The sequence below is a fragment of the Elioraea tepida genome (assembly GCF_019203965.1).
Lineage (GTDB): Bacteria > Pseudomonadota > Alphaproteobacteria > Acetobacterales > Acetobacteraceae > Elioraea_A > Elioraea_A tepida.
This window is the reverse complement of record NZ_CP076448.1, coordinates 3,082,360-3,103,333: the sequence shown is the minus strand read 5'-3', so window position 1 is coordinate 3,103,333 and position 20,974 is coordinate 3,082,360. Positions and strand designations below refer to the sequence as shown.

Annotated in this window: 26 protein-coding genes; 9 read left to right on the top strand and 17 right to left on the bottom strand. The window is 70.4% G+C overall.

The features are described from left to right. Positions 1–31: 31 nt before the first annotated feature. Positions 32–235: a DUF1192 domain-containing protein gene (locus tag KO353_RS14915; protein ID WP_218285566.1), complete on the bottom strand. Its 204-nt coding sequence runs from the start codon at positions 233–235 to the stop codon at positions 32–34. 162 nt (positions 236–397) lie between these two features. On the opposite strand from KO353_RS14915, the gene KO353_RS14910 reads away from it, so the two are divergent. Then, positions 398–979, top strand: coding sequence for a DUF1013 domain-containing protein (locus tag KO353_RS14910; protein ID WP_218285565.1), 582 nt, complete (start codon positions 398–400; stop codon positions 977–979). Between the two features lie 78 nt (positions 980–1,057). On the opposite strand, the gene KO353_RS14905 is transcribed toward KO353_RS14910, so the two are convergent. Both KO353_RS14905 and KO353_RS14900 read right to left on the bottom strand, forming a co-directional pair. Next, the gene (locus KO353_RS14905) at positions 1,058–1,237 is read right to left on the bottom strand and encodes a YdcH family protein (protein ID WP_218285564.1); all 180 of its coding nucleotides are present in this window, start codon (positions 1,235–1,237) and stop codon (positions 1,058–1,060) included. Positions 1,238–1,402: 165 nt separating this feature from the next. Next, positions 1,403–2,488, bottom strand: a complete 1,086-nt coding sequence (locus KO353_RS14900; RefSeq protein ID WP_235691909.1) for an ATP-dependent 6-phosphofructokinase — start codon at positions 2,486–2,488, stop codon at positions 1,403–1,405. Between the two features lie 139 nt (positions 2,489–2,627). Here KO353_RS14900 and KO353_RS14895 point away from each other — a divergent pair, with 139 nt between their 5' ends. Genes KO353_RS14895 through KO353_RS14885 form a run of 3 tightly spaced genes read left to right on the top strand, consistent with a single transcriptional unit; the run spans position 2,628 to position 4,493 of the window. Further along, the gene (locus KO353_RS14895; RefSeq protein WP_218287419.1) at positions 2,628–2,831 is read left to right on the top strand and encodes a YdcH family protein; all 204 of its coding nucleotides are present in this window, start codon (positions 2,628–2,630) and stop codon (positions 2,829–2,831) included. A gap of 10 nt (positions 2,832–2,841) precedes the next feature. Continuing rightward, a complete protein-coding gene (gene purE, locus KO353_RS14890; protein ID WP_235691907.1) occupies positions 2,842–3,333 on the top strand; it encodes a 5-(carboxyamino)imidazole ribonucleotide mutase in 492 nt (163 codons plus the stop codon). Between the two features lie 5 nt (positions 3,334–3,338). Beyond that, a complete protein-coding gene (locus tag KO353_RS14885) occupies positions 3,339–4,493 on the top strand; it encodes a 5-(carboxyamino)imidazole ribonucleotide synthase (RefSeq protein ID WP_218285562.1) in 1,155 nt (384 codons plus the stop codon). 4 nt (positions 4,494–4,497) lie between these two features. On the opposite strand, the gene KO353_RS14880 is transcribed toward KO353_RS14885, so the two are convergent. The 3 genes from KO353_RS14880 to def are packed head-to-tail and all read right to left on the bottom strand — an operon-like array spanning position 4,498 to position 6,649. Continuing rightward, entirely contained in the window at positions 4,498–5,433 is a 936-nt protein-coding gene (locus KO353_RS14880; protein ID WP_218285561.1) for a transglutaminase family protein, read from the bottom strand. A gap of 3 nt (positions 5,434–5,436) precedes the next feature. Continuing rightward, the gene (locus tag KO353_RS14875) at positions 5,437–6,084 is read right to left on the bottom strand and encodes a COQ9 family protein (protein WP_218285560.1); all 648 of its coding nucleotides are present in this window, start codon (positions 6,082–6,084) and stop codon (positions 5,437–5,439) included. Further along, on the bottom strand, positions 6,077–6,649 hold the full coding sequence (gene def / locus KO353_RS14870) for a peptide deformylase (protein ID WP_218285559.1): 573 nt from the start codon (positions 6,647–6,649) through the stop codon (positions 6,077–6,079). The genes KO353_RS14875 and def overlap by 8 nt, the downstream gene beginning before the upstream one ends. 219 nt (positions 6,650–6,868) lie before the next feature. Between def and rpsU the strand changes: the two genes are divergently transcribed. Then, on the top strand, positions 6,869–7,072 hold the full coding sequence (gene rpsU, locus KO353_RS14865; protein WP_218287417.1) for a 30S ribosomal protein S21: 204 nt from the start codon (positions 6,869–6,871) through the stop codon (positions 7,070–7,072). A 161-nt stretch (positions 7,073–7,233) separates the two neighbouring features. Then, a complete protein-coding gene (locus KO353_RS14860) occupies positions 7,234–7,785 on the top strand; it encodes a hypothetical protein (RefSeq protein ID WP_218285558.1) in 552 nt (183 codons plus the stop codon). A gap of 194 nt (positions 7,786–7,979) precedes the next feature. Here the strand turns inward: KO353_RS14860 and KO353_RS14855 are convergent, their stop codons facing one another. Genes KO353_RS14855 through KO353_RS14810 form a run of 10 tightly spaced genes read right to left on the bottom strand, consistent with a single transcriptional unit; the run spans position 7,980 to position 17,748 of the window. Then, on the bottom strand, positions 7,980–9,332 hold the full coding sequence (locus KO353_RS14855) for an AAA family ATPase (RefSeq protein WP_218285557.1): 1,353 nt from the start codon (positions 9,330–9,332) through the stop codon (positions 7,980–7,982). Between the two features lie 3 nt (positions 9,333–9,335). Beyond that, positions 9,336–10,076: a tetratricopeptide repeat protein gene (locus KO353_RS14850; RefSeq protein ID WP_218285556.1), complete on the bottom strand. Its 741-nt coding sequence runs from the start codon at positions 10,074–10,076 to the stop codon at positions 9,336–9,338. 11 nt (positions 10,077–10,087) lie between these two features. Beyond that, the gene (locus KO353_RS14845) at positions 10,088–11,044 is read right to left on the bottom strand and encodes a type II secretion system F family protein (protein WP_218285555.1); all 957 of its coding nucleotides are present in this window, start codon (positions 11,042–11,044) and stop codon (positions 10,088–10,090) included. Continuing rightward, a complete protein-coding gene (locus KO353_RS14840) occupies positions 11,041–12,009 on the bottom strand; it encodes a type II secretion system F family protein (RefSeq protein ID WP_218285554.1) in 969 nt (322 codons plus the stop codon). Before KO353_RS14840 ends, KO353_RS14845 begins: the two co-directional genes overlap by 4 nt. A 2-nt stretch (positions 12,010–12,011) precedes the next feature. Then, positions 12,012–13,400 carry a CpaF family protein gene (locus KO353_RS14835; protein WP_218285553.1) on the bottom strand — a complete coding sequence of 463 codons (1,389 nt, stop codon included), beginning with the start codon at positions 13,398–13,400 and terminating at the stop codon, positions 12,012–12,014. Further along, complete coding sequence (locus tag KO353_RS14830; protein WP_218285552.1) at positions 13,397–14,623, bottom strand: AAA family ATPase; 1,227 nt, start codon at positions 14,621–14,623, stop codon at positions 13,397–13,399. Before KO353_RS14830 ends, KO353_RS14835 begins: the two co-directional genes overlap by 4 nt. After that, positions 14,610–14,888 (bottom strand): hypothetical protein, encoded by a 279-nt coding sequence (locus tag KO353_RS14825; RefSeq protein WP_218285551.1) that lies wholly within the window; start codon positions 14,886–14,888, stop codon positions 14,610–14,612. Before KO353_RS14825 ends, KO353_RS14830 begins: the two co-directional genes overlap by 14 nt. A gap of 32 nt (positions 14,889–14,920) precedes the next feature. Continuing rightward, positions 14,921–16,363 carry a type II and III secretion system protein family protein gene (locus KO353_RS14820; RefSeq protein ID WP_218285550.1) on the bottom strand — a complete coding sequence of 481 codons (1,443 nt, stop codon included), beginning with the start codon at positions 16,361–16,363 and terminating at the stop codon, positions 14,921–14,923. Beyond that, positions 16,360–17,202 (bottom strand): Flp pilus assembly protein CpaB, encoded by an 843-nt coding sequence (gene cpaB / locus KO353_RS14815; RefSeq protein ID WP_268906240.1) that lies wholly within the window; start codon positions 17,200–17,202, stop codon positions 16,360–16,362. The genes KO353_RS14820 and cpaB overlap by 4 nt, the downstream gene beginning before the upstream one ends. A gap of 33 nt (positions 17,203–17,235) precedes the next feature. Next, entirely contained in the window at positions 17,236–17,748 is a 513-nt protein-coding gene (locus KO353_RS14810) for an A24 family peptidase (protein WP_218285549.1), read from the bottom strand. A gap of 208 nt (positions 17,749–17,956) precedes the next feature. Between KO353_RS14810 and KO353_RS14805 the strand changes: the two genes are divergently transcribed. From KO353_RS14805 to KO353_RS14795, 3 genes are read left to right on the top strand one after another with little or no spacing between them, the layout of a single operon-like run. Further along, positions 17,957–19,240 (top strand): pilus assembly protein TadG-related protein, encoded by a 1,284-nt coding sequence (locus tag KO353_RS14805; RefSeq protein ID WP_218285548.1) that lies wholly within the window; start codon positions 17,957–17,959, stop codon positions 19,238–19,240. Beyond that, positions 19,237–19,713, top strand: a complete 477-nt coding sequence (locus KO353_RS14800) for a TadE/TadG family type IV pilus assembly protein (RefSeq protein WP_218285547.1) — start codon at positions 19,237–19,239, stop codon at positions 19,711–19,713. Before KO353_RS14805 ends, KO353_RS14800 begins: the two co-directional genes overlap by 4 nt. Further along, positions 19,691–20,113, top strand: a complete 423-nt coding sequence (locus KO353_RS14795; RefSeq protein WP_268906239.1) for a TadE family protein — start codon at positions 19,691–19,693, stop codon at positions 20,111–20,113. The genes KO353_RS14800 and KO353_RS14795 overlap by 23 nt, the downstream gene beginning before the upstream one ends. Before the next feature lie 93 nt (positions 20,114–20,206). On the opposite strand, the gene KO353_RS14790 is transcribed toward KO353_RS14795, so the two are convergent. Beyond that, positions 20,207–20,953 (bottom strand): LysR substrate-binding domain-containing protein, encoded by a 747-nt coding sequence (locus KO353_RS14790; protein ID WP_218285545.1) that lies wholly within the window; start codon positions 20,951–20,953, stop codon positions 20,207–20,209. Positions 20,954–20,974 lie beyond the last annotated feature (21 nt).

The following is a 20,974-nucleotide window of genomic DNA, read 5'->3' as shown; positions in this document are numbered from 1 at the left end:
TATGCAAGATCAGAGTTTTGTTTTTGTTCCCTTAGTCAAGACCTGCGGTCTTTCGGAACAGGGCCTCGGCCGCTCCGCGATGGCTCTCGCGGGCGGCGATGGTCGCCTTCACGCGCGCGATCTCGACCTCGAGCGCGGCGATGTAGGCCTCCATCTCCTCGCGGCTCATCCCCTCGAGCGGGAGCGGGTCGAACCGCGGTCTCTTTCGGGGGGTCTCCTCCTCCTCGCCCGGCATGCTCCTCCTCCTGGCCCTGCCCTGGCGGCGCACCGAATCTCACCCCATATCGGTGCATGAAACGCCGTTGACCGGAAGCCCGCGCGGCCTATGGTGCCCGCGAGACCGCTCCCGGGAGCGCCTGACGCGCGGACCCGAAGCGAGGCACGAGAGGTCCCGAGAATGACGCTGCCCCTGATGCCCAAGGCCACCGCCGTGTGGCTGATCGAGAAGACCGCGCTCTCCTTCGAGCAGATCGCGGACTTCGTCGGCATGCACCCGCTCGAGATCCAGGCGATCGCCGATGGCGAAGTGGCGGTCGGCATTGTCGGCCTCGACCCGATCGCCTCGGGCCAGCTCACGCGCGAGGAGATCGCCCGCTGCGAGGCCGATCCGACGGCCCGGTTGCGGCTCGCCGAGAGCGCGGTGGTTCTGCCCAAGCCCAAGGGAAAGGGCGCACGCTACACGCCCGTCTCGAAGCGCAACGACCGGCCGGATGCGATCGCCTGGCTGTTGCGGAACTGCCCGATGCTGTCGGACCAGCAGATCAGCCGGCTGCTCGGCACCACCAAGGAGACGATCGCCAAGGTGCGTGACAAGACCCACTGGAACAGCGCCAACATCAAGCCGCGCGACCCGGTGATCCTCGGTCTGTGCAGCCAGACCGACCTGAACCGTGAGATCCAGGCAGCGATCGAGCGAGCGGAGCGGGAAGGCAGGCCGGTGGCGCAGGCTCCGGCAGACACCGGCACCTCCGCCGCCTGACGGCCGGCCAACAGGCAACGCCCCTGCCCTCGGCCGGAGCGGCTCACGCGGAGCCGGGCCAGAGCGTGGGTCCGCGCGTCAGGAGGCGGGGCGGGTCCGCTTCAATCGCTCCATCTCCTCCTTCAGGCGAAGCTTCTCGCGCTTGAGGGCGGCGAGCGCCGTCTCGTTCGGGCGCGGGCGCCCTCCCTCCTCGGCGATGCGCAGCTCGAGCGCCGCGTGGCGCTCACTTAGCGTGACAAGCCGGCTCTGAAGGCTCATGCAGACCTCCCCAGTGTGGATGATGGCCGCTGCCCGGCGAAGCGCCGCTCGCGGCGCCTCCTTCCGTGCCAACCATGCTAGCCGCCGCGGGGGTGCGGCTGCCATCACAATCTTTTCGGGTGGTCATCTTGTCTTCAGACAACCGCCCGAAAGTGGCTGCACGGCTCAGCGGTCGCCCAGGCAGATCCCCAAGCCCCGCGCCACCCTGACCATGTCGCCCTCAGGATCGACCGGCCGTGCCGCACCGGCCGCCTGGTCGACCGGGGCATCGCCGACCCGCCCCTCCGCCCAGACGACGATCCGGCCGAACCGGCCCGCGACGGCAAGGTCGACCGCGTGCACCCCCATCGAGGAGGCGACGATCCGGTCGAGCGCCCCGGGCGAGCCGCCCCGCTGCACATGGCCGAGAACGGTCACCCGCGCCTCTGCCCCGGTCGCCTTCTCGAGAGCGTTGGCGATCCGCGCCCCCACGCCGCCGAGCCGCGGCATCGCCCCGGGCGCAGAGGGCCCGGCGAAAACGGTCTCCCCTTCTGCCGTGCGCACCGCCTCCGCCACCACCACGAGGGCGAAGTTCCGACCCCGCTCCCGCAGCGCCCGGATCGCGGCGGCGACAGGGGCCATGCGCCAGGGGATCTCGGGGATGAGGATCACGTCGGCCCCGCCAGCGATCCCGGCGGCGAGGGCGATGTGGCCGGCATCGCGCCCCATCACCTCGAGCACCATGATTCGGTTGTGGCTCGCCGCTGTCGGCTGAAGCCGATCGAGCGCCTCCATCGCCACCTCGACGGCGGTGTGGTGGCCGATCGCGTATTCCGTGGCGCCGAGGTCGTTGTCGATCGTCTTGGGGATGCCGACGAAAGGGAAATGCCCCGTCTGCATCAGCCGGTGCATGATCCGCATCGAGCCGTCGCCGCCGATGCCGATGATCGCATCGAGCCCGAGCTTCGCCACCCCGGCGTGGATCTTCGCCGAAAGGTCCGTCACCCCGCCGTCGGGCAGGGGAAAGGAGAAGGGGGTGCCCCGGTTGACGCTGCCGAGGATGGTGCCGCCGGCGCGCAACAGCCCCGCATCCGCCATCGCGAGGGTCAGCGGCTCGGCCCGGGGCGGATCCTCGAGAAGCCCCATCGTCCCCTGGTGGATCCCGATCACCTCGAGGCCGTGATGCCCGACCGCACGACGCACCACGGCGCGTATGGCCGCGTTCAGCCCCGCGCAGTCGCCGCCCGTCGTCATCACCCCGATCCGCCTCATGCCCGCGTGCTGCATGCCCTCCACCCGAGTCGTCCCTCTTTTCCAGAGCCGCGAGCATAGGTACAGGGTCACGCGTTACGCCACGGCAACGCCGTGCTATGGACGCGCCGATGCAGAGGACCGAACCGCCCCGGCCATGATGGACGAGGACCGTGACGCGCTGATCGCGCGGCTGAACACGCTCCGGTCGGAGCATCGCGACCTCGACACGGTGATCGCGCGCCTCTCCCAGGACGCGATGGCCGACCAGATCCACCTCGCGCGGCTGAAGAAGCGCAAGCTCAAGCTGAAGGACGAGATCGCCTGGATCGAGGATCGGCTGATCCCGAACATCATCGCGTGACGCTTGCGCCATGACGGAGCGCCCGGTCGTCGGGATCATCATGGGAAGCCGCTCGGACTGGCCAACGCTGCGCGAGGCGGCCGAGACGCTGACGCGGCTGTCGGTGCCGCACGAGGCGCGTGTCGTCTCCGCGCATCGCACACCCGATCGTCTTTATGCCTATGCCTCCGGTGCGGCGGCCAGAGGGCTCAAGGTGATCATCGCCGGCGCGGGTGGGGCGGCGCACCTGCCCGGCATGGCCGCGTCGATGACCACCCTTCCGGTTCTTGGCGTTCCGGTCGAATCCCACACTCTCAAGGGTTTGGACAGCCTTCTTTCGATTGTGCAGATGCCCGGCGGCGTGCCCGTCGGCACGCTTGCGATCGGCCGGGCGGGGGCGATCAACGCCGCCTTGCTGGCCGCGTCGATCCTCGCCCTCTCCGACCCGGCTCTCGCCGAGCGGCTCGCCGCCTTCCGCGCGGCGCAGACCGCCGCGGTTCCCGAGACGGTCGAGGACGGCTGAGGGCGATGCACGCGCTCACCCGCCCCCTCTCGCCGGGGGCGACCATCGGCATCATGGGCGGAGGCCAGCTCGGCCGCATGGCGGCGATCGCAGCCGCCCGGCTCGGCTTCCGCGTCCACATCTTCACGCCAGAGCCGGACAGCCCGGCCGCCCAGGTCTCTGCCGGCGCCACCGTGGCGGATTGGTCGGACAAGGATGCGCTCGAGCGCTTCGCGGGCGCGGTCGATGTCGTGACGGTCGAGTTCGAGAACGTGCCAGGGGAGGCGCTCGAGCGGATGGCCGCGCGGGTTCCCGTTGCCCCCTCCCCCGCGGTTCTGCGGATCTGCCAGGACAGGATCGCCGAGAAGACCTTCCTCGAAGGCGCAGGCGTCGCCGTCGGCGCCTGGGCTCCGGTGGCCTCGCCCGGGCAGGCGGAGGCGGCCGTCGCCAAGGTCGGCTTGCCTTGCGTGCTGAAGACCACACGGCTCGGCTATGACGGCAAGGGTCAGGCCACACTTCGCAGCCCCGACGCGCTCGGCCCCGCCCTTGCCCGGCTCGCTGGGGCGGACGGAGGCTTCCGCCCGCTGATCGCCGAGGCGTTCGTCGATTTCGCCTGCGAGATCAGTGTCGTGGTCGCGCGTGACCGTGACGGCCGGATCGCCGCCTACGACACGGTGGAGAACCGCCACCGAAACCACATCCTCGACCTCACCATCGCTCCGGCGCGTGTGCCCGCGACCGTGGCCGAGGCGGCGCAGGCGGCAGCGCGGCGCGTGGCCGAGGCGATCGGGCTCGTGGGCCTGCTATGCGTCGAGTTCTTCGTCACCCGCTCGGGCCGCGTGCTCGCCAACGAGATCGCGCCACGGCCGCACAACTCCGGCCACTGGACGATCGAGGCCTGCGCGGTGAGCCAGTTCGAACAGCAGATCCGCGCGGTGGCCGGCCTGCCGCTCGGCGACCCCTCCCGCCACAGCGATGCGCTGATGAAGAACCTGATCGGGGACGAGATCGAGGCCCTGCCGGCGCTGCTCGCGACGCCAGGGCTGATCCCCCACCATTACGGCAAGGCGGAAGCGAGGCCGGGCCGGAAGATGGGCCACGTCACCCGCCTTTTCCCGCGCGGCGGGCTGCCCGACGACGACGTGATCGCGCAAGCCTTCGCGCCGCTCGAAACCGGCTGATCGCTCAGGCTGTCTCGACCGCCGCCGGCTCCGGCGCGGGCGGCGGCGTCGCTCCGCCCTGCCCCACCTCGACCGTCACCTCTACCGAGAGGCCGAGGAAGTCATCCGGCCGGCCGATGAAGGAGCCGCTGATCGGGATCGCCTGCGCGGGTTGACGCGCCACCGCCACGCGCACGAGGTTTCGCCCGCCGATCAGGCCGTTGGTCGGGTCGAACTCCACCCAGCCGGCTCCCGGGACGTACACATCCACCCAGGCATGCGTCGCCCCGCCGCCGACCACAGGCGTGTCGCTCTCGGCGAGCGCGGCATCGTAGAGGTAGCCTGAGACGAACCGCGCGGCGAGGCCGAGCGACCGGCACGCCTCCATCATCAGGAGAGCGAAGTCGCGGCAGGCGCCGCGGCTGAGCGCGAGCGTCTCGGTCGGCGGCCGGGTTCCCTCCTCGTCGCGCGCCTCGTAGGTGAAGTCGCTCTTGATCGCGTGCGTCATCGCGACGAGCAGATCGGCCGTCCGCGTCGGGCCCTCGGTCGAGAGGAACTTCTTCGCCCAGAGATCGACGGCGTGGTCAGGGTCGGGGAAGTGGCGCTCGGCCATGCGGCCGAGATCAGGCACCTCCTCGGGCGCATAGGCGAAGGGGATCGTTTCCGCATAGGGCTCGACCATGGCGGCGAGGTCGGCCGGCTCTCGGGGGAAGTGGTCGAGCACGATCCGGCTCTCGATCAGGAGCGTGTCCGCCGCCTCGGCGAAGGACGCCACAGCCACCGAGTTGCCGAACACGTCGTGCTTCCAGCGCAAGGTCGCGTGCGGGCTGAAGGAGAGCGTCGCCTCGATGAGCCTCAGATCATGGCTGTCGCGCGGCCGCGTCATCAGCCTGTGGTCACCGAAGCTCACCGGAGCGGCGTAGCGATACTCCGTCCGGTGGCGTATGGCGACGCGCGGCACCGCTCACCCGGCGGGCCGGAGGCGGCGCAGGAGCGCGAACGGGTCGGGCAGGCGTTCGCCGAGCGCGCGCAGCCGCCCCTGAACCTTCGGGATCAGCATCAGCGCCTCGATGCGGCGATCGAGGAAGGCGGCCGTGCGCGCGTCATCCTCGCTGTCATCGTTCAGCCAGTAGAGCAGTGTGGCGCCGTAGATGGCGCCGAGCGAGGCGCGCTTGGTGTACCAGGAGAAGTCGGAGGATCGGTCGCCGATCGCGCGCCAGATCGTGTCCACGGTGCGGAAGGCGGTGCGCGCCGCTGCCGGAGCATTCTGCGGCAGGGTGAGCAGCGCCACCGCGCGGCTGACCGCCTCCTTGTGCCCGCGCACAGCGCCGAGCCGAAGCATCACCGCGCGGGCGACGCGGGCGCGGATCTTCATCGCCGCGAGGTCCTCCGCGGCGAGCGCCTCGGCCATCCGCCGGTCGGCGAGGTCGCACCAGACCTCGATCGCCTCGACAGGACCCTGGGGAAAGAGCAAGTCGAGGTCGCGGGGGTCGAGGCCGCAGTCGCGCAAGCCGGCGCGCAGCGCCCGCCGCGTCCAGCCATCGAGCGGCACGTGCGGCAGGGTGGCGAGCACCGCCTGGTCACGCTCGAGGCTGCGCTCGATCTCAGCCATCGCGTCCTCCCTCGCGCGGGGCGTGCACGGAAGCGGCCGCGGCGCGCGTCAGTTCCTCGATGAAGCCGAACAGGGCGAAGTCCTCCATCCGCATCGGGTAGAGGATGCCGTCGAGATGGTCCATCTCGTGCTGAACGACGCGGGCGTGGAAGCCGGACACGGTGGCGTCAACCGGCTCGCCTGAGGGTGTCACGCCGCGGTAGCGAATGCGCTCGAGCCGCGGAACTGCCCCCCTGAGCCCCGGGATCGAGAGGCACCCCTCCCACTCGACCACGATCCGTTCGCCTGCGGGTTCGACCACCGGGTTGATCAGGGCGACGACACCGGGCCCTGTGGGCGTATCCTCGGCAAGCGCCGTGACACGTTCCGGACGGACGCGAAAGACGAAGAGCCGAAGCGGAACATGCACCTGGGGGGCGGCGAGCCCCGCCGCATCGGCGTCGAGCAGCGTCTCCACCATGTCGGCGACGAGTCGGCGTATCTCCGGCGCTGTCGGGTCCGGCACCGGCTCGGCGGTCTGCAGGAGAATCGGGTTGCCCATGCGGGCGATCTTCAGGATGGCCATCGCGTGTCCCTGCGTCGTCTCCCCCGCGCGGCGCAATCGCGCGCCTCTGATATGGAGGGTGCCCGCGCCGCACAACAGCCCTCTTTGCCCAGGCAGGCGGGCTGTGCTATTTACCGAGAACCGCGCCTTGGGCCTCCTGAGGCGCGTTTCCGTTCATGCGCCCACGGAACGAGCCCATCCCGGGCAGGGAAGCGCAAGCTGATGGAGGGTTACCGGCACGTGCAGGTTCTGGTTCGCGACAACAATGTCGATCAGGCGCTGAAGGCGCTCAAGAAGAAGATGCAGCGGGAGGGAATCTTCCGCGAGATGAAGTTGCGCCGGCACTACGAGAAGCCGTCCGAACGCCGCGCCCGCGAGCGCGCCGAGGCGATCCGACGGGCACGCAAGCTGGAGCGCAAGCGGCTCGAGCGCGAGGGCTTCTGACGCCCCGCTCCGCGTCGCGGCACGGCGCGATGGCCGCTCCGAAGCAGCCACAGGAATTCGCAACCGGGCTATGGCCATCGCCGTGGCCCTGTTCGTTGCTGGTGCTGACGCGGCCTGGACGCGACGGCCGAGGGTCCGCGACCGACGGGGAATAAGACGCGATGACCCTGGTGCGCTGGCTCGGGAGCCTCGTTGTTTGGCTCGCCTCCCTCGCTGCGCTCCTCGCGATGCCCTGGCGCTGGTTCGGGCGCCGTAGCGGTCTGTCGGCCCTGGCGCCGCCGCCTGACGCCGAGGGCGCAACAGCCGAACCGCCCTGGCCGCAGATGCCGCGGATCGGCAAGCCGGGGTCTGCGACCGACGACCAGGTCGAGGCGCTGATGGAGGCTCGGGTGGTCCCTGCCCCTCCCTGCCGCGACCTGCACGACTACTCGCAGGAGGAGGCGGCCGCGATCCTGGACGCGATCGCGTTTGCGCGCGCCGTCGCCTCCCAGGTCACCGGCGGAGAGGACGAGGAGGCGCCGCCAGAGGTGCTGACCGCCCTCTACAATGATCTCGTCGCGACGACGCTCGCCGACGAGGAACTGCGCGAGTTCGCGCTTCGCTGGGCACGCAGCGGCCAGCCCACGCTGATCCGCGAGAACACGACGTTCCAGAAGGCGCGGGCCGCTGTGCTGCGCCACTGGCAGCCGCACGAGGCGACCACCGCCCCCTGACGACCCGGCCGCGGCAGCCGATCTTCCGACTGGATTCGCTGCTCGCCGCGGCCGTCTGGCCTGGATCGTCGCCTCGGCGGCGTTCGGTTGCGCTTCGTCATGAGCGCGAGACCGTTCGGAAGGAACCACTCGCACGCGGCCCGGCGGAAGGCGAGGCCCCTGCAGCCACGGTGCCGGCGGCGGCCCGATTGCCGTCAGCGTCGCAACAGCCGAGCGATCAGCCCGCGCGCGGGCGGAGCGGGTCGCCCCGGCACGATCTCCTCGGCGAGCGCCCTGATGGCCTCCCGGAACGGTCGTGAGCGGGAGAGCACCGGCACACCGAGGGTCGCCGCCGCCGTGACTTGGCGCGGCAGGTGCGGCACGGCGATGTCGGGCGCGAAGCCGAGAGCCCGCTTCAGCGCCTCGGCCGAGAGAGCGCCTGGCCTGCCGCACTGGTTGACGACGACGAGCGGGCGCCCCGTCTGCACCGGCGCAGGCGCGACCGCGTGCAGGCGCAAGAGGTCACGAACATTCGGAAGGTCCGGCGCGGTCACGAACACCCGCTGATGCGTCTGGCCGAGAACCGCCTGGAGCATGGGCGTGCACGCCGCAGGCACATCGACGACGACATGGTTGAACCGCTCTCGCAACAGCTCAAGCAGCTTCCCGACGGCAGCCGGCCGCGGTGCGAGCGGCGAATCGATCGGCTCCTTGGAGGCAAAAATCCGAAGCCGGTCGCCGACCGGCGCGGAGATCCGGTCGAGGAAGAGGTGGTCGATCACCTCAGGTGTCTCGAGTGCAAGCCGCAGCCCGGCCGAGGGCTGGCTGCCGAGCAGGAGAGCGATCGACCCGCGATGGAGATCGAGATCGAGCAACGCGACATGCCGCCTGCCCTCGGAAGCGAGGTGGACCGCGAGGTTGGCCGCGATCGTCGACGCTCCGACGCCGCCGCGGGCGCCGGTGACCATCACCAGCCGCCCGCCGCGCTGCGCCGGCGCGGCTCGCCTCTCTTCGGTCACATGCGGCAGGAAATAGGAGGCGACCAGCTCGCGGGTGAGCGGCTTTGCTAGATACTCCGTCACGCCGAGCGTCCGCGTCAGGTCACGGTAGAAATCCACCTCGTCACGGTCGCCGATCACGAGCACCTTCACATCGGGCTCGCAGACACGGGCGAGATCGTCGAGCGCAACGAGCGGCGCCTCCACCCCGGCGATGTCGACAATCAGGATCGATGGCGTTGGGGCATGGGCGAGCAGCCGTGTGGCGGCCGCCACGTCGCCGCGGCGCACCTCGGCACGATCGGGGCCCGCGGCGAGAAGCACCTCCCGCAGGATCTGGTCCGACCGCGAATCGTTGGCGAAGGCGAGCAGCCACAGCCGGTCGGTGCGGCCCGCGTGCCTCGGCGGCGCCCCGGTCGTCTCCTCGGGAAGGAACCCGCTCACATTGTCGTGGTCGGACCGCATCGCCTTGTCGCCCCTTCGGCGCGCATCCGCCTCATCCTCGCACTTGAACCGCCCTGCCTGCCGGCGATGCGCGGCGGCGGTCGGCGGAGCAGCGCCGAAGCGCACCCATCACCGCCCCTCCCTGAGCGACGCAGCGACGCGGATGATCGTGTCGAGCTCATCGCTGGTGAGCTCAGGCGCGTACAACTGTCTTGCCGTCGCCGTGTCGCCGGCGATCGCGGAGACAAGCCCGAGATTGTGGCGTACACGAACCGTCACGTTCCCTTCGGCGCGAAGCGTGCGCAGGAGCTGCCGCGCCTCCTCTGTGGCGCCGGAGAGGGCGAGCGAGAGCGCGAGATTGTTCCGCACCCCGACATGCTTCGGTGCGGCAGCGAGCGCTTCGCGATACCATCGCTGCGCCGCCGCGTGGTCTCCTTCGAGGTCAGCGGCGACGCCGAGGCCGTTCAGCGCATCCGGGTCGCGCGGGGTTCGGGCCAGCTGCCGCTCGAACGTCGCCTTGGCGTTCGCCGTGTCGCCGAGACGCAGATAGGTCCTGCCGAGCGCGAGCACGAGCCGGCGCTCGCCCGGCTTGCGCCCGAGCGCCTCCTCGACGACGCGCAGCGCCTCGACGGCGGCCCCCTGGTCGGCGAGCGCGCGCGCATATCGCTCGACGACCTCGGGATTGTCCGGGTCAGCGGCCGCGGCGTTTCGGTAGATCGTGAGCGCGACCTCGCGGTTGTTGTTCGCCTCGGCGACCGCGGCAAGGCGGAGGCGGTTCGCGGTGGTCGGGCCTTCGCCGCCTCGGCCGCCGAGCAGGCTGCAGCCTGGGGCGAGCAGCAGGGCGGCGAGGCAGAGGATCAGGCTTCGCATCGGGTGCCTCCTCACGACTTGAACGACCCGAAGAGCTGCACGAAGGACGGGCCGGCGAGCAGCAGCACGAGGCAGGGCAGGATGAACAGCGTCAGCGGCAGGACGAGCAGGGCGGGCAGCTTCGCCGCGCGCTCCTCGAACGCCGTCAGGCGCTCCTGCCGCATCTCGGAGGCGAGCGTCCGAAGCGCCTGGCCGAGCGGCGTGCCGTACTGGATGGTCTGCGCAAGCGTCGTCGCAAGCCTGCGCAGACCGTCCACGTCCGTGCGCTGGCCGAGGTTGAGAAGCGCCTGGCGGCGGTCCGACAGAAGGCGAAGCTCGCTCGAGAGCAGGGCGAACTCGGCCGCGATCGGGCCATTCGAGGGCGCCATCTCGCTCGCCACGCGCTCCACCATGCTCTCGAGCCCGAGCCCCGCCTCGGCACAGATCACCATCAGGTCAAGCGTGTCGGGCAGACCGGTGCGGATCTGCCTGATGTGGCGGGCATGCATCCAGCCGAGCACCCAGTTCGGCCCGAGAAGCCCGACCATCACCCCGACCGCAACGATCGCGATCTGCTGCACGCCAGCAATGCCGCGCAGGACGGTGACGCTCCACAGCGCCGTCGGCACCGCGACCAGCAGCACGAGCTTAAGGCCGATCACTACCGGAACGACCGAGCCAGGCTTCAGCCCGGCGGCGGCGACCGAGCGTTCAAGCTCGCGCCGGTCGCGCGGCGAGATCAGCGCCGTGCGCCCGAGCGCCTCCCCGATTGCCCGCAGCACCGCGATCGCATCAGGGCGGCGGGTTCGACGCGCAGCCGTGGCCGATCCCACCGCGCCGAGGGCGGCGATCCTCCCCGAGAGCCTGCGCTCGATGCCATGCCTCGCGGACAGCCAGGCAGCGGCCACGACGAGAACGACCACGGCGAGGCCAAGCGTGAGAACCGCCCTGATGACGATCGGGTCGGCAAGCTCCGCAAGCCGGGTCATCGAAGCGCGAGGCTCCTGCGGATCATCAGCTGCATCACCAGGATGCCGGTGCCGAGCAGCGCCAGCGCCAGCGCGGCGATGAACGGACCCTTCTCGTGGGTGACGTAGAAGGCGATGTAGCGCGGGTTCAGCACCGCAAGCGCGGCGAGCGCGACGAAGGGAATGGCGGTGAGGATCGTCGCCGAGGCGCGCGCTTGGCCAGCAAGTGCACGGCCGCGCGCCGCGATCTGCACGCGCTTGCGCACCACGTTGGCGAGATTGTCGAGCGTCTCGGTCAGGCTGCCGCCGGTCTGCTGCTGCAGCGCGATCGTCACCGCGAAGAACCCGTATTCGCGCAAGCTCGTGCGCTGATAGAGGCCGAGCAGGCTCGTCTCGAGAGGAACGCCGATCGCCTGCTCCGCGGCGACCTGGGCGAACTCCCGCCGCGTCGGCTCGGGGCTCTCGCGTGCGATCGTCCGGATCGCCTCGTTGACCGGAATGCCGGCCTTGAGCGCCCGCACCACCATCCCGAGCGCATCCGGAAGCTGCACGAACAGCTGGTCGCGATAGCGGGAGGTTCCGCGCAAGAACGCGGCGCGCGCAAGCAGCACCGCCGCGGCGATGCCGAGCGGCAGGGCGGCGGCAGGACCGAACAGGACGCCGAAAAAGACGGACGCGAGTGCGCCCCCAGCCAGCGCACCAAGGATCACGATCGGCCACGGCGCCGGATGCTCCTGCGGCCGGCCGAGATCGAGCGCGATCAAGCGCGTGAGCCAGGCAAGCCGCCCGCCGCCCGGGCGTTCGGCGAGCCGGATGCTGCGCTGAGGCTTCGGCTGCTGGGGCTCGCCGCGTGCGGCGCGCGCCGCATCGGCGAGCCGTCGCTCCATCCGTCGCTGCCGCCCGTCGATGATCAGAAGCGCGAGCGATAGGACGATCACGAGGGAGAGCAGGAGGAGTGCGAGGGCGGCAGGGCTCAGCCCGAGCATGTTCACCCTCCGCCGAAGGCGGCCACCGCCTGCGACCACGCATGCTCGAGCCCGAAATAGGCAAGCCTTTCGGAGAAGCCCGGCTTGATGCTTGCGGCGCGCCAGACGCCCTGGATCCGGCCGCGCGCGTCCTCGCCGTCGAACTCGAAGGTGACGAGATCGTTCATCGTGATCACGTCCCCCTCGAGGCCCCTGACCTCGCTCAGCTGAACCACCCGACGCACGCCGTCGCGCATCCGCTCGACCTGGACGATCAGGTCGAGGGCGGAGGCGATCTGAGTGCGGATCGCCTTCACAGGCAGGCCGAGATTGCCCATCTGAACCATGTTCTCGAGGCGGGTCAGCGCATCGCGGGTGGTGTTCGCGTGCAGCGTGCCGAGCGAGCCGTCATGGCCCGTGTTCATCGCCTGCAGCATGTCGAAGGCCTCGGCGCCGCGCACCTCGCCGAGGATGATCCGATCGGGGCGCATGCGAAGCGCGTTGCGGACGAGATCGCGCTGCGTGATCTCGCCGCGGCCCTCGAGGTTGGGCGGCCTGGTCTCGAGCCGGACGACATGCGGCTGCTGCAGCTGCAGCTCAGCCGCGTCCTCGATCGTGACGATCCGCTCACCGTGGTCGATCATCCGGCTCATGGCGTTCAGAAGCGTCGTCTTGCCAGAGCCGGTGCCACCCGAGATCAGGATGTTCAGCCGGCACCGCGCCGCGATCTCGAGCAGGCGCGCGAGCGGCGCGTTGAGCGATCCGAGCTCCACCATCCGCGCGAAGTCGATCCGCCGGCGCGCGAACTTGCGGATCGAGATGCAGGGTCCGTCGAGCGCAAGCGGCGGCAGGATGATGTTGACGCGGCTTCCGTCGGCGAGGCGCGCATCGACCATCGGGCTTGATTCGTCGACCCGGCGTCCGACGGCGGCGGCGATCTTCTGGGCCACCGCGGTGGCATGCGCGGCGTCGCGGAAGCGGACGGTGACGCGCTCGAGACGCCCCGCCCGCTCCACGTAGATGTTGTCGTGGCCGTTGACCATGATGTCGGTGACACTCTCGTCCGCAAGCAGCGGCTCGAGCGGACCAAGGCCCACCATGTCGTCGGCGATGTCGCGGGCGAGCGCGGCCTGCTCCCGCGCCGTGAGCTCGATCCGATGCGTGTCGGCGAGTTGGTGGATGAGCCGCTCGAGCTGGTCGCGCAACTCGGCGACAGGCATCTCCGCAGCGACCGCAGGATCGACCTGCTCGAGCACGAGCGACCACAGCCGCATCGTCGCCACATCGCGGCCCTGCGCCTCGCGCGGAGGCTTCGCGACGGGCGCTTCGGCCTGCGGAGCTACCCCGTCCACCGCCGGCAGGGGCACGGCCGAGGAGCCAGATGCTGGGCAGCGGCGACCGAACCCGCTCATCGGCGCATCAGGCGCGCAAGCCACCCCTCTTTCCCGAGGCGCTGCCCCGACACCTCCCGCGTGACCTCCAGCATGGCCAAGCGGAAGGCCTTGCTGCGCGTCACCGCCGCCACACCGAGATTGGCGGCAGCGAGCAGCGGCTTCGGCAGATGTGGCAGCGAGAGCGCAGGCTTCTCGCCGAGCCCCTGCTCGATGAGCGCCGGCGTCAGCGCGCCTGGCATTCCGGCATGGTTGAGCAGCGGGATCGCGCGGTCGTCGCCGGCCGTCGCAGCCAGCATGCCGCGGAATCGCTTCGCACCGCGCAGCGACAGAAGATCGGGCGTCACCACGAGCAGCCTGGTTTGCGCGAGAGCGTAGATCGACCGCAGCGCCGGCCCGGCGGGGTTGGGCATGTCGAGGACCACGTAATTGAACCGACGCCGCAACAGGGTCATCAGCCGCGCGACCCCCTCGAGCGTCGGCTCGGGCGCTTCCTCGAGCGCCTCGTCCGCCGCAAGCAGCCGAAGCCGCTCGTTGACTGTCACCGCCGTGCGGTCGAGGAACAGCGCGTCCACACGCGCGGGATCCTCGAGCGCGACGCGCAGACCCGCACCTGGGGCAACGCCGAGGGCAAGGGCGGCAGCGCCATCCTGGAGATTGAGATCGACGAGCGCGACATAGCCGCGCGAGATCTCCGCGAGCAGGATCGCGAGGTTGGTCGCAACCGTCGTCGCACCCGCTCCGCCATGGGCGGCCGTGACGGTGATGACGCGGCCGCCCGGCTGCTGGCCGCCTGCGGGAAGCCGTCCCTTGAGCACGGGAAGGAAGAGCCGGGCGACGCCGTCGCGCGTCAGCGGCTTGGAGAGATATTCGACGACGCCGAGGCTGCGGGTGATCTCCCGGTAGAAGCCCACATCGGTGCGATCGCCGGTGACAAGAACCTTCACATCCGGCTCGCAGACATTGGCGAGATCATCGAGCGCGACGAGGGGATCGCTCGCCCCGGAGACGTCGACGATCAACACCTGCGGCGTGGGGCTGCGCGAAAGGTCGCGGATTGCCGCCTGGATCGTGCCGCGACGGAACACGATACCGCTCGGGACTTCGGACAGGCCGGCGCGGAGCGCGGCCTCCGATGCCGAATCGGCCGTGTAGGCAACGGCGAAGGGGCGGTTGGGCGAGGCTGGCCGCCCGGCCGATGCCTCGTTCTCCTCCGCCGCGGCTGCGCTTTCAGTTCTGTGCACCGCCGCCCCCCGACGCGCCGCGCCCGAAAGCCGGCGAGGTGCGCACCTCCGGAAGAGGCTTCACCGCGTCGTCCTCGAGCCGTTCGATCGCGCCCGCAGCCTGACGCGACCGGCCGCGCGGGTCGCCCTCGCCGCGCTCGAGATCGGCCGGGTTCACGATCATCGCCCTGAGGTTCGACTCGTTCACCCCCCGCACCGTCCAGGTGCCAGGGCGTTCGAACGGATCCGAGAGACCGGCGCAGCCGGCGACCAGCAGCACCGCCAAGAGAGGACCGCTCCGCCATCGCCGCATGACGCTCACTCCAGAATGAATCCGGCCTGGCCGGGAACGCGCGGCGGCGGCGCCGTGCGTGCCCGCTGCCGGTTGAGCAGGATCCGCTCGATGTCGTTCGCCGGCTTGAACCCGTCTGTCGGCAGCCGCAGCGCACGCGGGTCGGAGACGGGCTGGACGAGATAGGGCGTGATGATGATGATGACGAGCTCGGTCTCGTTACGTCGGAACCGGTCAGAGCGGAACAGGGCGCCGATCACGGGAAGCTCGCTGAGATAGGGCAGACCAGCGCCGGTCATGCGCGAGCCGTCCTGAAGCAGCCCCGCGATCGCGAAGGACTGCCCGCTGCCGAGCTCGACCGTCGTCTCGGCGCGGCGGACGCGGAGCGCCGGGATCTCGACGACGCCACCCGCAAGCGGCAGCCTGATCGCGCCGTCATTCGTCAGCTCGCTGACCTCGGGGCGGACGCGGAGGCTTATCCGGCCATTGTCGAGTACGGTGGGAACGAAGGCGAGCGAGACGCCGAACTGCTTGAACTCGACCGTCACCCGGTCATTCTGTGACGCGACCGGAACGGGGAACTCGCCGCCTGCGAGGAACGAGGCGGTCTCGCCGCTTTGGGCCACGAGGTTCGGCTCGGCGAGGATCGAGATCAGCTGATCCTGCGCAAGCGCATCGATCAGCAGATTGACGTCCCAGGAGCCGCCGCTGTAGCCGGCGCCGAGAAGGCCGTTGACGGTGCCGCTGATCGGCCGGCCGATCTCGCTACCGGCAAGCCCTCCCGTGACCAGCCCGAAGGCGAAGTTTCCGGAACTCCCGAGCACCTGCCAGTTGAAGCCGAGTTCGCGCGTGACGACGCGTGAGACCTCGGCGACGCGCACGCGCAGATTCACCTGCATCACGCTCTGCGTACGCAGCTGGTCGAACACGCGCTCGTTCTCGCCCAAGCCGTTGCGCGCGATCCCAAGGGCGAGCTGAGCGTCCGCCGGTGTCGGCACCTCGCCCGCGAGCACGATGCCGCCGGGGACGCGACGTGCCGAGACGGAGGCGCGCGGGATGGCCGCTCGGATTGCCGCCTCGATGGCCGCGGCGGTTGCCGCAGCTGCGCGCGGGCTACCACCAGCGGCCGCTGCTGCCGCCGCGCCGGCGGGACCGCCGACGGTCACCTCGTAGGTTGCGATCTCGCTGCCATCCGCCGCGGTCGCGACCACCACGGTTCGCCCGCGCCCGACGCCGGAGATGAACAGCGTGGTGGGAGAGGCCGCCTGAACGCGGGCCACGCGCGGATCGGCGGCGAAAACGGTGGATGCGGCGCGCGGCAGGGTCACGAGCTGTCCGCCGCCGAGCTCGACCGAGACGGCTTGCCGGGTCTGCGCCTCCGCCGCGACAGGAAGGCAGAGGCCGGCGGCGAGCACCGCCACCGCGAGCGCCAACGGGAAACAGAGGCGACGGAGCGCGGCGCGCGTCATGGGAAGACGATGTCCTGGCGGTCGTCACCCTGGATGATCCGAAGCCTCGCGCCGACGGGCCGATCTGCCGGATCCGTCTGTGCCAAGGCGGGTGAGACGTCGCCTCCGAACACCGAACGACGCGCCGGGGGCGGATCGGCCGTCTCGATGGCCATGGAGCGGATCGTCAGCGACAGCCGGCCGAGCTGCGCGGCGACCGCCACACGCTCCGCCTCCTCCGGGGTAACCTCGAGCGTGACGGTGCGGGCGACCCTGCCGTCAGGGCTCGCGCTCGCACCCGCCGCGCCCTGGGTCAGCTGCTGGTCGACCGCGATGACCCGGACATCGTGCAGCACCGTTTCGCCGACGACACGTCGCGACAGCACCGCCACGCGCTCATCGAGCGTCTGCGTCAGCAAGAGATCCACGCGGTCTCCAGGCCAGATCAGGCCCGCCGCGCCCGTGACAGCATCGACGCCGACCGTGATCGCCCTCCGGTTCGGCATCAGCACGGCGGCGAGGAAGCCGCGGTCGCGCGGCCGAAGAACGTCGCCGAGCACGAGCGGTTCACCCTTGTCGAGGAAGCGGCGGACCAGAGCGCCCCCGAGTTCCGTGCGCGTCTCGGCGCTGTCACGGATCAATCCCTCGGCCGCGTCGGCCTCCGCAAGCTCGCGAACCGCGATGTCCTCGCCGCGGAGAAGCGTTCCGGCCGGGAGAGGACGGGCGGCCACGAGCACCCTGACCGTCGTGGCGGCCGGTGCAGCGGTCGGAGCGGACGGCTCGACGACGGTGACAACGGTGCGGGGAGGAAAGATCATTCGCGCGCCGATGATCGCAAGCGCCGTCGCGGAGAGGACGATCAGACCGATCAGGACGATGCAAATGGCCGTCGGTCAACCCTGCAGCTGGCCGTTTGCGATCAGCAGCACACCACTCGCACACAATGCGATACCATACGGTAAAGGCCCGCGACGCCTGACCCGCCAACACTCAGCAGCCAGAACGCGCCGAAGCACGGAGCGGCCTCGGCCTTGCGGTGAGGGCTGCCGCGGCCTCGCACGGATCGCGAGAAGGTAGACTGCCGAGAGAACGCCGCCGGCGAGCGCCGTGAGGACGATGAACGGCCAGACGGCCTCCGGCGGAAGGCCGAGTGCGACGGGGGTGGCGAGCTTGACATCGCCCCCGCCGAGCCAGCCGCGGGCGAACAGGAGGAAAAGGGCGGCGAAGAGAAGCGCCGACGTTGCGGCGGTCGCGGCGAACGCTGCCGGCCCCTCGAGCGTGCGAAGCGCGGCTCCGGCGACAGCGACTACGGCGGCGAGGCCGTTCGGGATACGCCGCACCGCGAGATCACGCCAGGCCGCGGCGATGAGGCAGAGGATGATCGCAAGCGCGAGCAGCGTGGCCATAGGGCACTGCTCTCAGGATGCGGGAGAGCGTGTTTGCGGACCGTAAACAACACGAGGCCGCCCTTGGGCGGCCCCGCACGACGAAGCGGGCTCTTCAGTGTGACTGATCTGCCGTCACGCCCGAACCCCATCCGCGGTTGACTACTGCTCCGTGCCCTGTTGGAGCGCATCACGAACCGTGCCGAACGTGTCCCGAAGTTGTTCGCCAATGGTCAACATGACGGCCGCGATCGCCTTCGGAGTGATGGCGACCGCTCTGATCGGCTTCGCCGGCCTCGCGACAGAGGGAGGTGCCTGGTACCTCGCCCGACGTGAGGCGCAGACGGCCGCGGATACGGCCGCCCAAGCGGGTGCAATTGCCGTCGCGTTCGGGCGGGACGCAGTCGCGGCCGCGCGCGAGACGAGCGCACGCAACGGGTTCAGCGACGGCGCCGGCGGCACCCGCGTGATCGTGAACCGCCCGCCGCTCTCGGGGCTGAACGCCGGCAACACGCGCGCGGTCGAGGTGATCGTGGAACGCGAGCTGCCGCTGCAGCTCGCGTCCCTGTTCCTCGACCGGAGAGCGACGGTGCGTGCACGTGCCGTCGCCACCGCGCTCACGATCGACTCCGGCACGGCCTGCGTGCTCGCCCTCGGCCGGGCGGGCGGCGCGCTCACACAGGAGAGTGACCTCGAAGCCGGCGGCACGGCGACCGTGAATGCGCCGAATTGCAGCCTTGCCTCGAACACTTCGATCCGCCAGTTCGGCACCGCCTCCGTGAACGCCTACACCATGAGCGCTGTCGGCACGATCGAGATCGGCTGCGAGGAAAACGTCACCCTCCAACGCCCCGCCGCGTCGTTCCAGCCCCCGATCCCCGACCCGTTCGCGCCGGATGTGCCGGGAACGGGCATTCCGCTGCCGGAACCGACAGGTACCTGCACTCAGACGAACTACACCGTCGGCTCCAACGCCCGCGCGACCATGTCACCCGGCCGCTACTGCGGCCGGGTGAGGCTCGCAGGCACAGTGACGATGACGCCCGGAGTCTACGTGATCCAGAACGGCAATCTCGAGGTCAACGCGCAGGCCAACATTTCCTGCCCGTCCTGCTCGCCGGGGCAGGGCGTGACCTTCGTGTTCACCGGCAACCCAAGGATGGTCGGCGGGCCGAGGATCAACGGCGGGGCGACCATCAACCTCATCGGCGGGTCCGGCATCTACCGGGGCATCCTGATGTACCAGGACCCGCGGGCGGCTTCCGGCAACGACGTGACGCTGAATGGCGGCGCAGGCATCACAACCCAGGGCCTGTTTTACTTCCCCTCGGCCGACCTCAGGATCAACGGCAATTTCGGCGGCGTGAACTCGACCTGCAAGGCCTTCATTGCGGAATCGATCGAGCTCGTCGGGACGACGACCCAGACCATCGCTGTCGATGGCTGCGGGGCGCTCGGGCTCGACCCGCGAAACGATCTTCCGCAGATCCGTGTCGTGAGGCTGGTCGAATGAGCACACGGCCCGTGAGGCTCCCGGGCCCGTCGCGGCGCGCGTTGTTCCGCTGCCGGCGCGGCGCCTCAGCGGTCGAGTTCGCCTTCATCGCGCCTGTTATGGTGCTTCTGCTTGCCGGCCTCGCCGACATCGGAGCCGCGATGCACCAGGCGATCCGGCTCGAAAACGCGGCCCGTGCGGGGGCGCAGTTCGCGATGAGCTTCCCCACCGACCAGGCGGGCATCACCGCCGCCGCGAGGGCCGCGCTCGGCGGCTCGGGCACCGGGACGACCGTGACCGCCTCCGCGCCGTTTTGCGCCTGCCCCGGGGGCGGAACGGCCGTCGTTTCCTGCGAGGGGACGCCGTGTGCCGGAGCGCCGTCAGGCACCTATATCGCGGTCACCGTGACGCGTCCGTTCTCCGCGATCGTCGGCCTCGGCGGTTTCGTTCTTCCCTCAACTCTGCGTGGCGATGCGGTGGCACGTGTGCGCTAGACCGCCGAGGACGCGACGCGCCCACGGACTGCCCCGTTGCAGCGCGGGGGCGGCCGCCCTCGAGTTCGCGGTCGTGATGCCCGTCTTCCTCGCCCTCGTCTTCGCGATCATCGATTTCTCTCGCTACGCCTTCACGCTCATCTCGGTGCAGCAGGCCGCGGCGGAGGCGGTGCGGGCGGCATCGATGGGCAAGACCGCCACCGAAGCCCAGTCGCTCGCACGGGCGCGCTCCCCCTTCCTCGGTGAAGGCCTCGCCATCGCCTGCGAGGGGTGCGGGATGGTGGACGTGAACCGGCTGATGACCTTTCGCGTGATCGCTCGCTACACGTTCCAGCCGCTCCTGCCGCTCCTGCCGACCTTTCCCGTCACCGTCGCCGAGGAGAGCCGCGTGAGCTTCTGACCCGCACGATCGGTCAGGCGCTGCACGGATAGCTCGAGCGATCCGCGAACGACGCTACAGCGCGCGCGGCCGCGCAACCGGTCTGTACCGGACCTAGCTCCGCTTCAGCAACGAGACGATCCGCCCGCGCAGCCAACGTTCTGCAGGGTCGCCGTCGGTCGTTCCGCGCCAGGCCATGCTGATCACGGCCGGCAGGGGGTCGAAGGGTGTGGGGTCGATCCTCAGTCCTCCCTGCGCGGCGAGCGTCTCGGCCACGAAATCCGGAACGGTCGCGATCAGCTCCGTCCCGGCGAGCACCGAGGGAAGAAGCGTGCAATCGGTCAGGTTGGGCACGACGCGGCGCTTCCGGCCAAGGGCCTCGAGCGCCATGTCTGCCCGTCCCCGAAGATCGCCCGCCGGCGTCACCAGCACGTGATGACGCCGGCAATACTCGTCGAGCGAGATCGGCTCGGGGGCGCCGTCCGCCCGCAGAACCACGAAATGGCCGTTCACGACGACCCGCCGCCTGGCGTTGGCCGGGAGGTCCTCCGCGAGGTATCCGAGGACGATCGAGACCTCCGCCCTTTCGAGCTGCCCGGGCGCGGTCTTCCAATCCGTACGCCGGACCGTCAGCGTGCAGCGCGGCGCCTCCGCCCCGAGCACAGGCATAAGCCGCGGCAGGAGCGCGATCGCGATGTCGTCCTGAAAGGCGATCCGGAAGTCGCGACGATCGATCGCCGGGTCGAACGGCACCGCCGGTGCGAGGGCTTCGGCGAGCGCCTCGAGCGCCGGGCCGAGCCGGTCCATCAGCGCGAGCGCCCGCGCCGTCGGCTCTAGGCTCAGGACCCATAATGTGTTCATAAAGTTCTTTGAGCGACGCGG

What these genes read in the sequence shown, in the direction of transcription:
- KO353_RS14820 (WP_218285550.1), bottom strand. Translation starts at nt 16,363, where the DNA reads ATGACGCGCGCCGCGCTCCGTCGCCTCTGTTTCCCGTTGGCGCTCGCG.
- KO353_RS14795 (WP_268906239.1), top strand. Translation starts at nt 19,691, where the DNA reads ATGCGGTGGCACGTGTGCGCTAGACCGCCGAGGACGCGACGCGCCCAC.
- KO353_RS14805 (WP_218285548.1), top strand. Translation starts at nt 17,957, where the DNA reads ATGGTCAACATGACGGCCGCGATCGCCTTCGGAGTGATGGCGACCGCT.
- KO353_RS14895 (WP_218287419.1), top strand. Translation starts at nt 2,628, where the DNA reads ATGGACGAGGACCGTGACGCGCTGATCGCGCGGCTGAACACGCTCCGG.
- purE (WP_235691907.1), top strand. Translation starts at nt 2,842, where the DNA reads ATGACGGAGCGCCCGGTCGTCGGGATCATCATGGGAAGCCGCTCGGAC.
- KO353_RS14900 (WP_235691909.1), bottom strand. Translation starts at nt 2,488, where the DNA reads ATGAGGCGGATCGGGGTGATGACGACGGGCGGCGACTGCGCGGGGCTG.
- KO353_RS14800 (WP_218285547.1), top strand. Translation starts at nt 19,237, where the DNA reads ATGAGCACACGGCCCGTGAGGCTCCCGGGCCCGTCGCGGCGCGCGTTG.
- KO353_RS14840 (WP_218285554.1), bottom strand. Translation starts at nt 12,009, where the DNA reads ATGCTCGGGCTGAGCCCTGCCGCCCTCGCACTCCTCCTGCTCTCCCTC.
- KO353_RS14860 (WP_218285558.1), top strand. Translation starts at nt 7,234, where the DNA reads ATGACCCTGGTGCGCTGGCTCGGGAGCCTCGTTGTTTGGCTCGCCTCC.
- KO353_RS14850 (WP_218285556.1), bottom strand. Translation starts at nt 10,076, where the DNA reads ATGCGAAGCCTGATCCTCTGCCTCGCCGCCCTGCTGCTCGCCCCAGGC.
- KO353_RS14915 (WP_218285566.1), bottom strand. Translation starts at nt 235, where the DNA reads ATGCCGGGCGAGGAGGAGGAGACCCCCCGAAAGAGACCGCGGTTCGAC.
- KO353_RS14905 (WP_218285564.1), bottom strand. Translation starts at nt 1,237, where the DNA reads ATGAGCCTTCAGAGCCGGCTTGTCACGCTAAGTGAGCGCCACGCGGCG.
- KO353_RS14810 (WP_218285549.1), bottom strand. Translation starts at nt 17,748, where the DNA reads ATGGCCACGCTGCTCGCGCTTGCGATCATCCTCTGCCTCATCGCCGCG.
- KO353_RS14885 (WP_218285562.1), top strand. Translation starts at nt 3,339, where the DNA reads ATGCACGCGCTCACCCGCCCCCTCTCGCCGGGGGCGACCATCGGCATC.
- KO353_RS14875 (WP_218285560.1), bottom strand. Translation starts at nt 6,084, where the DNA reads ATGGCTGAGATCGAGCGCAGCCTCGAGCGTGACCAGGCGGTGCTCGCC.
- KO353_RS14845 (WP_218285555.1), bottom strand. Translation starts at nt 11,044, where the DNA reads ATGACCCGGCTTGCGGAGCTTGCCGACCCGATCGTCATCAGGGCGGTT.
- KO353_RS14835 (WP_218285553.1), bottom strand. Translation starts at nt 13,400, where the DNA reads ATGAGCGGGTTCGGTCGCCGCTGCCCAGCATCTGGCTCCTCGGCCGTG.
- def (WP_218285559.1), bottom strand. Translation starts at nt 6,649, where the DNA reads ATGGCCATCCTGAAGATCGCCCGCATGGGCAACCCGATTCTCCTGCAG.
- KO353_RS14910 (WP_218285565.1), top strand. Translation starts at nt 398, where the DNA reads ATGACGCTGCCCCTGATGCCCAAGGCCACCGCCGTGTGGCTGATCGAG.
- KO353_RS14790 (WP_218285545.1), bottom strand. Translation starts at nt 20,953, where the DNA reads ATGAACACATTATGGGTCCTGAGCCTAGAGCCGACGGCGCGGGCGCTC.